The sequence below is a fragment of the Stenotrophomonas sp. 22DLJC03 genome, assembly GCF_056861405.1.
The window spans coordinates 1,141,072-1,154,987 of sequence record NZ_JBSPUG010000001.1; the positions used below are offsets into that span (position 1 = coordinate 1,141,072).

10 protein-coding genes and 3 tRNA genes are annotated in these 13,916 nt (G+C 66.1%); 6 read left to right on the forward strand and 7 right to left on the reverse strand.

Features of this window, described 5'->3' with window-relative positions:
• Window positions 1-326: 326 nt before the first annotated feature.
• Window positions 327-2,570 carry a DNA topoisomerase IV subunit A gene (parC, locus tag AC13GA_RS05250; RefSeq protein WP_428709179.1) on the reverse strand — a complete coding sequence of 748 codons (2,244 nt, stop codon included), beginning with the start codon at window positions 2,568-2,570 and terminating at the stop codon, window positions 327-329.
• Window positions 2,571-2,630: 60 nt separating this feature from the next.
• Window positions 2,631-3,512: a helix-turn-helix domain-containing protein gene (locus tag AC13GA_RS05255; protein ID WP_049456750.1), complete on the reverse strand. Its 882-nt coding sequence runs from the start codon at window positions 3,510-3,512 to the stop codon at window positions 2,631-2,633.
• Between the two features lie 172 nt (window positions 3,513-3,684).
• Here AC13GA_RS05255 and emrR point away from each other — a divergent pair, with 172 nt between their 5' ends.
• From emrR to emrB, 4 genes are read left to right on the forward strand one after another with little or no spacing between them, the layout of a single operon-like run.
• Window positions 3,685-4,128, forward strand: a complete 444-nt coding sequence (emrR, locus tag AC13GA_RS05260; RefSeq protein ID WP_025877626.1) for a multidrug efflux system transcriptional regulator EmrR — start codon at window positions 3,685-3,687, stop codon at window positions 4,126-4,128.
• Complete coding sequence (emrC, locus tag AC13GA_RS05265) at window positions 4,125-5,621, forward strand: multidrug efflux transporter outer membrane subunit EmrC (RefSeq protein WP_046983119.1); 1,497 nt, start codon at window positions 4,125-4,127, stop codon at window positions 5,619-5,621. Before emrR ends, emrC begins: the two co-directional genes overlap by 4 nt.
• An 11-nt stretch (window positions 5,622-5,632) precedes the next feature.
• Window positions 5,633-6,811: a multidrug efflux MFS transporter periplasmic adaptor subunit EmrA gene (gene emrA, locus AC13GA_RS05270; RefSeq protein ID WP_482997655.1), complete on the forward strand. Its 1,179-nt coding sequence runs from the start codon at window positions 5,633-5,635 to the stop codon at window positions 6,809-6,811.
• A gap of 7 nt (window positions 6,812-6,818) precedes the next feature.
• A complete protein-coding gene (emrB, locus tag AC13GA_RS05275; protein ID WP_046983117.1) occupies window positions 6,819-8,408 on the forward strand; it encodes a multidrug efflux MFS transporter permease subunit EmrB in 1,590 nt (529 codons plus the stop codon).
• A gap of 132 nt (window positions 8,409-8,540) precedes the next feature.
• Here emrB and AC13GA_RS05280 read toward each other — a convergent pair whose 3' ends face one another.
• The 3 genes from AC13GA_RS05280 to AC13GA_RS05290 all read right to left on the reverse strand — a co-directional run bounded on the left by AC13GA_RS05280 (window position 8,541) and on the right by AC13GA_RS05290 (window position 9,993).
• Complete coding sequence (locus AC13GA_RS05280; RefSeq protein ID WP_482997656.1) at window positions 8,541-8,945, reverse strand: hypothetical protein; 405 nt, start codon at window positions 8,943-8,945, stop codon at window positions 8,541-8,543.
• Window positions 8,946-8,956: 11 nt separating this feature from the next.
• Window positions 8,957-9,043: transfer RNA gene (locus tag AC13GA_RS05285), tRNA-Leu, on the reverse strand.
• A 50-nt stretch (window positions 9,044-9,093) separates the two neighbouring features.
• Window positions 9,094-9,993, reverse strand: a complete 900-nt coding sequence (locus AC13GA_RS05290) for a LysR family transcriptional regulator (protein ID WP_482997657.1) — start codon at window positions 9,991-9,993, stop codon at window positions 9,094-9,096.
• A gap of 99 nt (window positions 9,994-10,092) precedes the next feature.
• Between AC13GA_RS05290 and AC13GA_RS05295 the strand changes: the two genes are divergently transcribed.
• Window positions 10,093-10,839, forward strand: coding sequence for a sulfite exporter TauE/SafE family protein (locus AC13GA_RS05295; protein ID WP_065722395.1), 747 nt, complete (start codon window positions 10,093-10,095; stop codon window positions 10,837-10,839).
• A 132-nt stretch (window positions 10,840-10,971) separates the two neighbouring features.
• On the opposite strand, the gene AC13GA_RS05300 is transcribed toward AC13GA_RS05295, so the two are convergent.
• Window positions 10,972-11,058: transfer RNA gene (locus AC13GA_RS05300), tRNA-Leu, on the reverse strand.
• 182 nt (window positions 11,059-11,240) lie between these two features.
• Window positions 11,241-11,325, reverse strand: a tRNA-Leu gene (locus AC13GA_RS05305).
• Window positions 11,326-11,453: 128 nt separating this feature from the next.
• On the opposite strand from AC13GA_RS05305, the gene rnr reads away from it, so the two are divergent.
• The gene (gene rnr / locus AC13GA_RS05310) at window positions 11,454-13,913 is read left to right on the forward strand and encodes a ribonuclease R (protein ID WP_046983114.1); all 2,460 of its coding nucleotides are present in this window, start codon (window positions 11,454-11,456) and stop codon (window positions 13,911-13,913) included.
• The last annotated feature ends 3 nt before the right edge of the window (window positions 13,914-13,916 follow it).

A 13,916-nucleotide genomic window follows, 5' to 3' on the forward strand; every position in this document is an offset into this window, starting at 1 on the left:
GCCGACCCGGTAGGGCCGACTGTTAGTCGGCCGCTTTTGCAGGGCAGCCGACCAGCGGTCGGGTCTACCAGAAGCACAGCGTTCTGTCGCCCGCCAGCACCGGAGCACCGCCAGCCAGCCTTCGTCCGCCAGCTGCTCCACCGCCCGCCAGCCGACAACGAAAAAGCCGGGGAATGCCCCGGCTTTTTCGTGTCCGGGGTCGGATCCGTTTTCAACGAAAACGGCTCTGACCCCATTGGGATGGAAAACGCCAACCGGGGTTGGCGTCTACCGGGGTAAGGTGTGTCAACCAAGGTTGACACCCACCAGGAGCAGGGCCCCAGCCCTTACTCCACCGACAGCCCTTCCACCTTCTGCCAGCCGCGCGGCAGCAGGTGGCCGCGGGTGGCGCGGGCGCCGAGGTAGGCGTCGAGCTCGTTGAACTTCAGGCCCATCGTGCGCTGCCCACTGCGCACCTGAAGGGTCTGGCCCGGGCTGATCGCCACGATGGCGACCACGCGTTCGGTGGCGAGCTTGGCCTTCGGGATCTCGATGATCTTGTTGCCCTTGCCCTTGTCCAGTTCCGGCAGGTCGTTGGCGGCGATTGCCAGCAGGTTGCCGGAACTGGTCACCGCCACGATGCGGTCGGTGGCGACGTTGGCCACCACCGACGGGGTCAGCACGGTCGAACCGGCTGACAGGTTCAGCATCGCCTTGCCGGCCTTGTTGCGGCCGATCAGGTTCTCGAAGCGGGTGACGAAGCCGTAGCCGTGGGTGGAGGCCAGCACGAAGCGGGTGTCCGGCTCGGCGCTGGCCAGGGTCACGAAGCTGGTGCCCGCGGCCGGCGAGAAGCGTCCGGTGAGCGGTTCGCCGTTGCCACGCGCGGAGGGCAGGGTGTGTACCGGCGTCGAGTAGGCGCGACCCTCGCTGTCGAGGAACGCGACCTGCTGGGTGCTGCGTGCACGCACCGCGCCCTGCAGGGCGTCACCATCGCGGTAGGACAGGGCGGACGCATCGACGTCGTGGCCCTTGGCGGCACGGATCCAGCCCTTCTCCGACAGCACGACGGTCATCGGCTCGCTCGGCACCAGTTCGGTCTCGTCGATGGCCTGCGCGGCCTGGCGCTGGACCAGCGGCGAACGGCGTGCGTCGCCGAACTTCCTGGCATCGGCGGTCAGTTCGTCGCGGATCAGCTTCTTCAGCTTGGTCTTGCTGTCGAGGATGCCGAGGATCTTCTCGCGCTCCTTGGCCAGCTCGTCCTGCTCGCCACGGATCTTCATCTCTTCCAGGCGCGCCAGCTGCTTCAGCTTGGTTTCCAGGATGTACTCGGCCTGGTCGTCGGACAGGCCGAAGCGCGCGATCAGCGCCGCCTTCGGTTCGTCCTCGGTCCGGATGATGTGGATCACCTCGTCCAGGTTGAGGAATGCGACCAGCAGGCCTTCCAACAGGTGCAGGCGGCGCTCGACCTTCTGCAGGCGGTGCTGCAGGCGGCGGGTGACGGTGCTGCTGCGGAACGCCAGCCATTCGCTGAGCAGCATCTTCAGGTTCTTCACCTGCGGACGGCCGTCCAGCCCGATCACGTTGAGATTGACGCGGTAGCTGCGCTCCATGTCCGTGGTGGCGAACAGGTGGCCCATCAGCTGCTCGGCGTCGACACGGTTGGAGCGCGGCACCAGCACCACGCGCACCGGGTTGGCGTGGTCGGACTCATCGCGGATGTCTTCCAGCCACGGCAGCTTCTTGGCGCGCATCTGCGCGGCGATCTGCTCGATCACCTTCGACGGCGACACCTGGAACGGCAGCGCGGTGACCACGATGTTGTTGGCTTCCTTGGTGAAGGTCGCACGCGCACGCACGCTGCCGTTGCCGGTCTCGTAGATGTTCCGCAGGTCATTGGCCGCGGTGATGATCTCGGCGCTGGACGGGTAGTCCGGGCCCTGCACGTGCTCGCACAGGTCGCGCACGCTGGCCTCGGGGTTGTCCAGCAGGTGCAGCAGTGCGCTGACGATCTCATTGAGATTGTGCGGCGGCACGTCGGTGGCCATGCCCACGGCAATGCCGGTGGTGCCGTTCAGCAGCAGGTGCGGCAGGCGCGCCGGCATCCAGGTCGGTTCCTGCAGGGTGCCGTCGAAGTTCGGCGCCCAGTCGGTGGTGCCCTGGCCCAGTTCGCCCAGCAGTACTTCGGCGATCGGGGTCAGCTTGGATTCGGTGTAACGCATCGCCGCGAACGACTTCGGGTCATCGCTGGAACCGAAGTTGCCCTGGCCCTCGATCAGCGGGTAGCGGTACGAGAACGGCTGCGCCATCAGCACCAGCGCCTCGTAGCACGCGCTGTCGCCGTGCGGATGGTACTTACCGATGACGTCACCGACGGTGCGCGCGGACTTCTTCGGCTTGGACGCGGCATTCAGGCCCAGCTCGCTCATCGAATAGATGATGCGGCGCTGTACCGGCTTCAGGCCGTCGCCGATGAACGGCAGGGCACGGTCCAGGACCACGTACATCGAGTAGTCGAGGTAGGCGCGTTCTGCGTACTCGCGCAGCGGCAGTTGTTCGAATCCGTGGAACACGGGGCGGGCAAGATCGGTCATGCGGCGTTGTTACCTATTGTCGGGAGGCGGCGACGGCGGTCGCCGCTCGCAATCCTGTGATTATCCGGATGCGGCCGGGGATGCCAAGCCGCGCGCAGGGTCCAGCCCGGTTTCCAGGCCATGCCCGGCCCGCGCCAGGTAGCGCCCGGGCGGCAAACCGAAGTGGCGGCGGAACACGGTGACGAAGGCGCTGGCGCTGCTGAAGCCCAGCGCGTGGGCGATATCGGCCACGCTGCGGCCGTCGGTCAGCTGGCGCAGCGCCTCGGACAGGCGGGCCTGCTGCCGCCACTGGGCGAAGCTGAGCGTGGTCTCGTCGCGGAAGTGGCGGGTCAGGCTGCGCGGCGACAGACCCGCCCAGTGCGCCCATTCGGCCAGGCTGCGCTCGTCGGACGGGTCGGCCAGCAGCTGCGAGGCGATCTTCAGCAGGCGCCGGTCGTGCGGCATCGGCAGGTGCATGCGCTGGCGCGGTGCGGTGCGGATCTCGTCCAGCAGTACATCGATGATGTGCTGGCGCTCAGGGGTGGTGGCATAGCCCAGCGGCCATTCGCAGATACGGTCGGCCAGCGCCTGCGCCAGCTTGGACAGGCCCAGCACGCAGGGGTCGGAGGGCAGGGTGGCGCAGGCGGGCGCGGCCAGCGCCATGCCCCAGCCACGCAATGGCCCGTCGAGGGTGACCGTATGCGGCTCCAGCGGCGGCATCCAGCCGGCCGAACCCGGCGCCAGCGACCACGTGCCGTGCGAGGTTCGGGTGGTCAACAGGCCGCGCTCGACACAGATCAGCTGTGCGCGCTGGTGGTGATGCCAGTCCACTTCACGGACCAGGCCCTGCGGGCTGTCGAAGCGGAAAGCGACAACCGGAGGGCCGTCATTGCGCTCGAACCAGTCCAGTGCGTCATCACGCAGCAGGCGCTTGGGAGGGGGGATTTCTGCCTTGTTCATCATATCCGCTGGCTGAAATGTGTCATCCATTGGCTGAATTGTACTACCGGGCCAGCTGAGCGGGCCATTAAGGTGAGCGCCTTCACTGATCCAGCCCACTGCTGCAACACAGCATTCGATGCCAGATCGAATATTTCCATTGAGAAATATTTTTTTTGGAAGAGAATGCTCCCCCATGATCTGTCCTGCAACCACTCCCCCCAGCTTCGGCCTGCTGCTGCGCCAGGTGCGCGACGGCCTGGTCCGCCAACTCGACGCCTCCATGGCTGAAGAAGACCTCGGCATCGGCTTCACCCACTACATCGGGTTGAAGGTGCTTTCGAACATGGCGCCGTGCACGGCCAATGAACTGGCCCAGGCCATCGACCAGGTGCCCAGTGCGGTGACCCGTCTGCTGGACAAGCTGGAGGCACTGGGCTGCGTACGCCGCGAGCCGCATGCCCAGGACCGGCGTGCGCTGCAGATCGTGCTGACCGATGAAGGCCGCGCGCTGTGGGCGCGGCTGAAGCTGCGTGGCGACGCGGTGATGGATTACGCCCTGCGTGACCTGTCCGCCGACGAACGCACGCAGCTGCTGTCCCTCCTCACCCGAATCCGCGATTCCCTGACGACCCCATGAACCCGATCCCGCATTCCACTCTCCGCCGGTCCGGGCGCGCGCTGCTGGTATCAGCGCTGGCCCTGGCCTTGGCCGCCTGCGCCAGCAGCCGCGGCCTCAACCCGCAGGGCCACGTGCTCGATGTGGACAGCCTGCACAGCGAACGCACCCTGGCCGACACCGATCTGAGCGCCACCGGCTTCCCGGCGCAGGACTGGTGGAAGGCACTGGGCGATGCGCAGCTGGACGCGCTGGTCGCCGAGGGGCTGGCCGGCCACCCGAGCCTGGACGCTGCCGATGCGCGCCTGCGCCAGGCGCAGTCGCAGGTCGGTACCGCGCGTGCCGATCGCCTGCCCAGCCTGTCGGTGTCCGGTGGTTACACCGGTCTGCGCCTGCCCGAGTCGATGGCCGGCAGCGAGATGGGCGGCCATTACGCTGGCAGCAGCCAGGTCGCGTTTGATTTCAGCTATGGCGTGGACCTGTGGGGCGGCAAGCGCGCCGCTTGGGAAGCCGCCGTGGATGGCGCGCATGCCGCCACTGTTGAAGCCCAGGCCGCGCGCCTGAACCTGTCCACCGGCATCACCCAGGCCTATGCCGACCTGGCCTACGCGTGGCAGCTCAACGACGTGGCCGAGGAAGAGCTGACCCGCTCGCAGAAGTCGCTGCAGTTGACCCGCCAGCGCCGCAGTGCCGGCATCGACAGCGATCTGCAGGTGCGCCAGGCCGAGGCTCGCGTGCCGGCCGCGCAGCAGCAGGTGCTGGCCGCACAGCAGCGCATCGACGCCGCCCGCACCGCGCTGGCCGCCCTGGTCGGCAAGGGCCCGGACCGTGGCCTGTCGATCCAGCGTCCGCAGGCGTTGAATCCGATGGCGCTCCAGCTGCCGGGCGTGCTGCCCAGCGAGCTGCTCGGCCGTCGTCCGGACATCGTTGCCGCGCGCTGGCGGGTGGAAGCGGCCGACAAGCAGATCAAGGTCGCCAGGACCAAGTTCTACCCGAGCTTCAACCTGACCGCACTGGCTGGCGTCGTCGCACCGAACGTGGGCGATCTGCTGAAGAGCAGCTCCACCTTCGCCTACATCGGCCCGGCGTTGAGCCTGCCGATCTTCGAAGGCGGCAAGCTGCGCGCCAACCTGGCCAACACCGATGCGCAGTACGACCTGGCGGTTGCCAACTACAACCAGACCGTTCTCGATGCACTGCGCGACGTGGCCGACCAGGTCAACGCGGTGCGCTCACTGGCGCAGCAGTCGAACGCGCAACAGCAGGCGGTGGACACCGCGCGTTCGGCCTTCGATCTGGCCCAGCAGCGCTATCGCGCTGGCATCGGCAGCTACCTGGACGTGCTGACCGCGCAGTCCACCCTGCTGCAGTCACAGCAGCAGCTGGCCGGCCTGCAGTCGCAGCAGGTGCAGACCTCCGTGCGCCTGAGCAAGGCGCTGGGCGGTGGTTTCCAGCCCAGTGATGCCGATCACGCCGCGCCGCTCGCCTCCCATTCCGATTCCTCGCATTCCTGAAGATCCCTGCCATGAGCCAGACCCAAGACACCGCGGCCCCGGCCGCCCCCAACCGCCGCGGCAACCTGCTGCGCGGCCTGTTCGTGATCGTCGTGCTGCTGCTGGCCGCACTGGCGTTGTGGTACTTCATGTTCGGCCGTTGGTTCGAAGAAACCGACGACGCTTACGTGCAGGGCAACCAGGTGCAGATCACCCCGCTGGTGGCCGGTACCGTGGTCGCCATCAACGCTGATGACGGCATGCGCGTGGAGCGCGGCCAGCTGCTGGTGCAGCTGGATCCGTCCGACACCGCAGTAGCGCTGCAGCAGGCCGAAGCCAACCTGGCCAAGACCGTGCGCCAGACCCGTGGCCTGTACCGCAGCGTGGAAGGTGCGCAGGCGGACTTGAACGCCCGCCAGGTCACCCTGAAGCGTGTGCGCGACGACTTCGCCCGCCGCAAGGACCTGGCCACCACCGGTGCCATCTCCAACGAAGAACTGGCGCACGCCCGTGACGAGCTGGCCGCTGCCGAAGCGGCCGTGGCCGGTTCGCGCGAGACCGTCGAGCGCAACCGTGCGCTGGTCGACGACACCGTGATCGCCACCCAGCCGGATGTGCAGGCTGCCGCCGCGCAGCTGCGCCAGGCCTTCCTCAACAACGCCCGCGCTGGCATCGTCGCGCCGGTCACCGGCTACGTCGCCCGTCGTTCGGTGCAGGTCGGCCAGCGCGTGCAGCCGGGCAACGCACTGATGGCGGTGGTGCCGACCGAGCAGATGTGGGTCGAGGCCAACTTCAAGGAAACCCAGCTGCGCCACATGCGCCTGGGCCAGGAAGTGGAGCTGAAGTCGGACCTGTATGCCGGCGACGTGAAGTACAAGGGCCGCATCGACAGCCTGGGCCTGGGTACCGGTTCGGCGTTCTCGCTGCTGCCGGCGCAGAACGCCAGCGGCAACTGGATCAAGATCGTGCAGCGCGTGCCGGTGCGCATCGCCATCGATGCCAAGCAGCTGGCCGAGCACCCGCTGCGCATCGGCCTGTCGATGAAGGCCGAAGTGAGCCTGCGCGACCAGAAGGGTGAAGTGCTGCCGAGCAGCCCGGCCAAGGGCACGGTGTTCGACACCGACGTGTATGCCAAGCAGCTGCATGATGCCGACGAGGTGATCCACACGATCATCCAGGGCAACCTGCCGCAGCAGGCGAAGGTGGGCTGAGGTCGCCATGTCCGCACAAGCTCCAGCCGCGCCCGGTGCTCCGGGCGCCCCGGCGGCGTCGGGTGCGGCCTCCGGGTTCCTGCCGCCCAGCGTCGCCCTGTGCACCGTGGGCCTGGCGATGGCGTCGTTCATGCAGGTGCTCGACACCACCATCGCCAACGTCTCGCTGCCCACCATCGCCGGTAATCTCGGTGCCAGTTCGCAGCAGGCGACGTGGGTCATCACCTCGTTCGCGGTCAGCACGGCCATCGCGCTGCCCCTGACCGGCTGGCTCAGCCGCCGCTTCGGCGAACGCAAGCTGTTCGTCTGGGCCACGCTGGCGTTCGTCATCACTTCGCTGCTGTGCGGCCTGGCGCAGAGCATGGGCATGCTGGTGCTGTCGCGCGCGCTGCAGGGCTTCGTGGCCGGCCCGATGTACCCGATCACGCAGTCGCTGCTGGTCTCGATCTATCCCCGCGAAAAACGCGGACAGGCGCTGGCGCTGCTGGCGATGATCACGGTGGTGGCGCCGATCTGCGGCCCGATCCTCGGTGGTTGGATCACCGACAACTACAGCTGGGAATGGATCTTCCTGATCAACGTGCCGCTGGGCATCTTTGCCGCGCTGGTGGTAGGTAACCAGTTGAAGGGGCGCCCGGAGCAGATCGAGAAGCCGAAGATGGACTACGTCGGCCTGGTCACGCTGGTGATCGGTGTCGGCGCACTGCAGCTGGTGCTCGACCTGGGCAATGACGAGGACTGGTTCTCGTCGATGAAGATCGTAGTGCTGGCGTGTGTGGCAGTGGTCACGCTGACGGTGTTCCTGATCTGGGAACTGACCGACAAGGATCCGATCGTCGACCTGAAGCTGTTCCGGCATCGCAACTTCCGCGCCGGTACGCTGGCGATGGTAGTGGCTTACGCGGCGTTCTTCAGCGTGGCCCTGCTGATTCCGCAGTGGCTGCAGCGTGACATGGGCTACACCGCGATCTGGGCGGGCTTGGCGACGGCGCCGATCGGCATCCTGCCGGTGATCATGACCCCGTTCGTGGGCAAGTACGCCTCGCGCTTCGACATGCGCATGCTGGCAACCATCGCCTTCGTGTTCCTGTCGATGACCAGCTTCCTGCGCTCTGGCTTCAACCTGCAGGTGGACTTCCAGCACGTGGCCGGCGTGCAGTTGATCATGGGTATCGGCGTGGCCTTGTTCTTCATGCCGGTGTTGCAGATCCTGCTGTCGGACCTGGATGGCCGCGAGATCGCGGCGGGCTCCGGCCTGGCCACGTTCCTGCGTACGCTGGGCGGCAGCTTCGCAGCATCGTTGACGACGTGGCTGTGGGCGCGCCGTACCCAGGTGCACCATGCGGACCTGACCGAGCACATCTCGGCCTACCAGCCGGGCATGCAGGACCAGGTGGCGGCGATGGGGCAGGGCGACCTGCAGCATGGCGCGGCGGTACTGAACAACATGATCAACCACCAGGCCTCGCAGATGGGCTTCAACGACATCTTCTTCCTGCTGGGCTGGATCTTCCTGGCGATCATCACCTTCCTGTGGCTGGCCAAGCCGCCGTTCGGTGCGGGTGCGGGTGCAGCCTCTGCGGGTGGCGGGCACTGATCGATCATTGTTGATGAAAAACAAAACCCCGCCGGAAGGCGGGGTTTTTGTTTGCGCGTTGCTGTCTACGCCAGGTCATGTCTGCCAGGTGGCGTACCGAAGGACATCCAGGCCAAGCGCATTGGTGCGAGTCTAGCGTGTGCGATGTACGCGCTTGAAAACCACGCGAGCGCGGAACAGCTGGGCCAGCGCCCACATTCCTGCCACAAGTACGATGCCGCCGCTGATCCAGCCGGCAGTGGCCTGCAGGTGGCTGCCAACGAATGCGCCGCAGACAAGGGCGGCAATGGAAACAACCACGTACGTGTCCCTGGAAGCGCCATATTCCGTCTGGGAGAAGTACGAATTCGAACGAAGCGTGGAATGGATCCCGAAAAGGTTGTCGTTCAGAGCGTGATAGCGACACGCCGGTGGAAGCTCGTACGAGCAGGTGGCTGCCAGGGAGGCGCCGGATACGACACACTGAGCGGCAATCGCAATGCATCGCGCATCCCAAACCGCAGGCATGAAAAAACCCGCTTGCGCGGGTTTGATCATTTGCTGAGTCATGGTGCCCAGGAGAGGACTCGAACCTCCACGAAGTTGCCCCCGCTAGCACCTGAAGCTAGTGCGTCTACCAATTCCGCCACCTGGGCGACTCAGGAGAAGAATTTTGCGGCATGGCAGCGGATGTGTCAACACTGTTTCACACTTTTTTTTCTGCTTCGACGCCGAGGTGAAGCAGCAGGCTGCGCATTGGCGGCGAAAGCGCTTTCCAGTGTGCGAAACAGGCGCACAGGCGACGCTGTGCCCACGCATCGGCAAGCGGCACTGCAACGGTATGCGTACTGCGCCGATGCTGGCGGGCGATGGAGCGCGGCACGATACCGAGGCCGATGCCGTGGCCGATCATGATGCACACGCCTTCGAAGGTTTTCATGCGGATGCGGACGTCGAGGCGGCGACCAATGTCGCGGGCCTGGTCTTCGATGTAGGTCTGCAGTGCGTTGCCATCGGCCAGCGCGACGAAGGTCTCGCCCGCCACGTCCGCGAACGCCAGCGTGCGCTGCGGGGCGAAGCGGTGATCGGCCGGCAGCAGCATCACCAGCGGATCTTCGGCAACCACGTGCTGCTGCAGTCCGTCAGCGTCGACCGCGTCGCTGATGATGCCGGCCTCGGCCTGGCCGGCACTGATCGCGCGTACAACCTCAGGGCTGGTGCGTTCCAGCAGTTCTACATGCAGTCGCGGCCGTTCGGCCAGCCAGGGGGCCAGCCGCGACGGCAGGTAGTTGGTCAGTGCGGCGGTATTGGCGTACAGGTGCAGGGTGCCGCGCGCGCCATGGGCGAACGCCTGCATTTCGCCGCGCAGCTGCGCCTGCTGCTGCACGATCAACCGCGCATGGTGGGCGAGAGCGGCACCGGCTTCAGTGAGGCTGACCCCGCGCGGATGCCGGGTCAGCAGGGCTGTGCCGGCGTCGGCTTCGATGGCGCGCAGGCGTTCGCTGGCAGAGCCCAGTGCCAGGTTTGCCTGTGATGCACCGGCCGTGATGCTGCCCGCTTCGGCGATGGCCAGGAACAGGCGCAGGTCGGCAATGTCCATCCGCATGTGTTGTCCTCCTCGTGACACCAGAGCCTTCGGTTCAACCGAAGGAAGGGCCGGGAAGACCGCATTGTGCGCCGATGGCCTGCCCGATCCAATGACGGCATGAACGAAACGACGTACTTCTATTTTCTGCTGGTGGCGGTGTTCGTGCTGGCGGGCGTGGTCAAGGGTGTGACCGGCATGGGCCTTCCGACGGTGGCGATGGGCCTGCTGGGCAGCGCGCTGTCGCCGGTGGCGGCGGCCTCGATGCTGTTCATTCCCACCTTTGTCACCAACGCGTGGCAGTTGTTGTCGGGCCCGTCGCTGGGGCCCATCGTGCGGCGGCTGTGGCCGATGATGCTGGCCGTGGTGGTGGTGACGCTGGGTTCGGCCGCGCTGCTGGTACGGGTGGATCGCACATGGTCGCGCGTGGCCTTGGGCATGGCGCTGGTGATCTATGCCGCGTACGCGCTGTTTGCACCGGTGTTCCGCGTGCCAGAACGGCGCGAACGCTGGCTGGGGCCGCTGGTGGGTGCACTGTCCGGCATGGTGACTGGTGCGACCGGCGTGTTCGTGATGCCGGCGGTGCCGTACCTGCAATCGCTGGGGCTGCAGCGCGAAGAGCTGGTGCAGGCGCTCGGGCTGGCGTTCACTGTGTCGACGATTTCACTGACGACAGGTCTGGTGCTGCATGGCGCGTTCGGTATCCAGCAGCTGGGCCTGAGCGCGTTGGCGGTGGTGCCGGCACTGCTGGGCATGTGGCTGGGGCAGGTGATCCGGCAGCGGATCAGCGCACGCGTGTTCCGCGCGTGTTTCCTCGGGTTCCTGCTGCTGCTCGGGCTGGAGCTGGTGCTGCGGCCGTTGTTCTGATGGAGGTCGCCGCGCATGGCCCGGCGAACACCGCGGTCCGCCTTTGTAGAGAGTCGAGCAAGCTTGACTCTACGCGCCCCGGATCACAGACAAGAAAAAACCCGCTTGCGCGGGTTGTTTTCTTTCTCGACATGGTGCCCAGAAGAGGACTCGAACCTCCACGAAGTTGCCCCCGCTAGCACCTGAAGCTAGTGCGTCTACCAATTCCGCCATCTGGGCGTCGAGGAGGAAAATTATGGGGTGTTGTTACGGGGATGTCAACACTTCTGGATGAATCCCGCGATGGATTCTGGCGATGGGGCCAGAGCCTTTTCTTCGCAGGAAGGGATCCGCCCCGGTGCCGGGGTCAGAGCCGGATTCCAGGCAAAAAAAATCCCCGCCGAAGCGAGGAGTTTTTTCGTTGGTGCCCAGGAGAGGACTCGAACCTCCACGGTTTTACCCGCTAGTACCTGAAACTAGTGCGTCTACCAATTCCGCCACCTGGGCGTTCCAGAGGCGCAATTGTGAAGATGAATTGGCAGCCTGTCAACGACTTCCCTCAAATTTCTCATGCAGGTTCTTCAAAAGGCGCGCTGACCCGTTCTGCACGCCATCAACGGCTACCATGTAGGGCGATGACTACCAAAAAACCAAGCAAGGGCGGGACCACGTCCCGCAGCCAGGCCCCGAAGAAGGGCGCCAAGGCGGGCGCAGCCCGCACCACCAAGCCGGGCAAGCCGCTGCCGGGCTGGCTCCCGGAACTGGCCGACGGTGGCGCTCCGCCACGTGGCCGCAGGATCCGCAGCACTGAGGCGCCGGGCCCGGCCCCGGGCCGCAAGCTGCCGCCGACCGGCAAAGTGATCGACGATCCCTATGCCGCCCGCGAAGCAGAGAAATACGAACAACCCATCGCTAGTCGCGAAGCCATCCTGGCCCTGCTCGAGCGTTGCGAAGGACCGCAGACTGCCGAGGAGCTGGGTGCACGCCTGGGCCTGGGCGCGCCTGACCGTGCCGAGGCGCTGTCGCGCCGCCTCGGCGCCATGGTCCGTGACGGCCAGCTGGTGCAGAACCGCCGCGGCGGCTTCGCGCCGATCCAGACCCTCAACCTCGTCACTGGTGTGGTGATCGCCAACCCGGAAGGGTTCGGCTTCCTGCGCCCGGTCGAGGGCGGCGACGACCTGTTCCTGCCGCCGTATGAAATGCGCAAGGTGATGCACGGCGACAAGGTGCTCGCCCGCGTCACCGGCATCGACCACCGTGGCCGTCGCGAGGGCAGCATCGCCCGCGTGCTGGAACGTGGCATGACCCGCCTGATCGGTCGCTTCAGCATCGAGATGGGCATCAATTACGTGGTGCCCGATGACAAGCGCATCCAGCGCAACGTGCAGGTACCGCCGGACCAGACCGGTGGCGCGCGCGACGGCCAGCTGGTGGTCTGCGAACTGACCCAGGCTCCGGACAGCCGGCGCCCGCCGATCGGTCGCATCATCGCGGTGCTCGGCGACAAGCTGACCGCCTCGCTGGTGGTGGAGACCGCCATCCACGGCCACGAACTGCCGTTCGAGTTCCCGCAGGAGGTGCTGGACGAAGCCGCGTCGGTGCCGCTGGTGGTGGAACCGGCGATGATCGGCGACCGCGTCGACCTGCGCAGCACGCCGCTGGTCACCATCGATGGTGAGGACGCCAAGGATTTTGACGACGCGGTGTACTGCGAGCCGAACGCCGATGGCTTCCGCCTGGTGGTGGCCATTGCCGATGTCTCCAACTACGTGCGTCCCGGCACGCCGCTGGACGAGGAGGCACAGAAGCGTGCGACCTCGGTGTACTTCCCGGGCTTCGTGGTGCCGATGCTGCCGGAGACCCTGTCCAACGGCATCTGCTCGCTGATGCCCAAGGTCGATCGCATGTGCTTCGTCTGCGACATGCAGATCGACCGTGATGGCGTGGTTTCCCACTCGCGCTTCTACGAAGCGGTGATGAATTCGCACGCACGCCTGACCTACACCCAGGTCTGGCAGGCGGTGGGCGAGGACGATGCTGGCGCGAAGGCGTTCATCGGCGACCTGCTGCCGCAGGTGCAGCGCCTGCACCAACTGTACAAGGTGCTGGCCAAGGCGCGCGCCAAGCGCGGCGCCATCGAGTTCGAGAGCAGCGAAGTACGCTTCGTTCTGGACAACCGTGGCGAAGTGACCCAGGCCGGGATGCTGGTGCGCAACGACGCACACAAGCTGATCGAGGAATGCATGATCGCGGCCAACGTGGAGGCAGCGAAGTACCTGCTGTCGCGCCATGTGCCGGCCCCGTACCGTGTGCATGAGAAGCCGCCGGAGACCAAGTACGCCGACCTGCTGGAGTTCCTGAAGGAATTCAAGCTGAGCCTGCCGCCGTGGTCGAAGGTGCGCCCGGGCGATTACACCAAGTTGCTGAAGAAGATCCGCGATCGCCCCGATGCAACGCTGCTGGAGTCGGTGCTGCTGCGCAGCCAGAGCCTGGCCGTGTACAGCCCGGACAACAACGGTCATTTCGGCCTGGCACTGGAGGCGTACGCGCACTTCACCTCGCCGATCCGCCGCTATCCCGACCTGCTGGTGCATCGCGCGATCAAGCACGCGTTGTCCGGCAAGCCGCTGGACAAGTTCACCTACAACGCGCGCGAGATGGCGGCGTTGGCGCTGCAGTGTTCCGAGCGCGAGCGTCGTGCCGACGAGGCCGAACGCGAAGTCGACGAACGCTACCGCGCGGCGTGGATGGAAAAGCACGTGGGTGGCCAGTTCGATGGCGTGATCAGTGGCGTGACCAGCTTCGGTCTGTTCGTTGAGCTGGCCGATTCGAAGGTGCAGGGCCTGGTCCACGTGACCCAGTTGCCGCAGGACTATTACAAGTTCGATGCGACCCGCAAGACGCTGACCGGTGAGCGCCGTGGCAGCAGCTACCGGTTGGGTGACCAGGTACGCATTCTGGTGCTGAAGGCCAGCATGGAGGAACGCAAGATCGACTTCCGCCTGGTCGAGCACAAGGGCGAGGAAGAAGGTGACGGCCTGCCGCCGCTGCCCGAGCGTGGCAAGCCGACCAAGCGCACGAAAAAGAAGTATTGAAAG

What these genes read in the sequence shown, in the direction of transcription:
- parC (WP_428709179.1), bottom strand. Translation starts at nt 2,570, where the DNA reads ATGACCGATCTTGCCCGCCCCGTGTTCCACGGATTCGAACAACTGCCG.
- AC13GA_RS05255 (WP_049456750.1), bottom strand. Translation starts at nt 3,512, where the DNA reads ATGATGAACAAGGCAGAAATCCCCCCTCCCAAGCGCCTGCTGCGTGAT.
- emrR (WP_025877626.1), top strand. Translation starts at nt 3,685, where the DNA reads ATGATCTGTCCTGCAACCACTCCCCCCAGCTTCGGCCTGCTGCTGCGC.
- emrC (WP_046983119.1), top strand. Translation starts at nt 4,125, where the DNA reads ATGAACCCGATCCCGCATTCCACTCTCCGCCGGTCCGGGCGCGCGCTG.
- emrA (WP_482997655.1), top strand. Translation starts at nt 5,633, where the DNA reads ATGAGCCAGACCCAAGACACCGCGGCCCCGGCCGCCCCCAACCGCCGC.
- emrB (WP_046983117.1), top strand. Translation starts at nt 6,819, where the DNA reads ATGTCCGCACAAGCTCCAGCCGCGCCCGGTGCTCCGGGCGCCCCGGCG.
- AC13GA_RS05280 (WP_482997656.1), bottom strand. Translation starts at nt 8,945, where the DNA reads ATGATCAAACCCGCGCAAGCGGGTTTTTTCATGCCTGCGGTTTGGGAT.
- AC13GA_RS05290 (WP_482997657.1), bottom strand. Translation starts at nt 9,993, where the DNA reads ATGCGGATGGACATTGCCGACCTGCGCCTGTTCCTGGCCATCGCCGAA.
- AC13GA_RS05295 (WP_065722395.1), top strand. Translation starts at nt 10,093, where the DNA reads ATGAACGAAACGACGTACTTCTATTTTCTGCTGGTGGCGGTGTTCGTG.
- rnr (WP_046983114.1), top strand. Translation starts at nt 11,454, where the DNA reads ATGACTACCAAAAAACCAAGCAAGGGCGGGACCACGTCCCGCAGCCAG.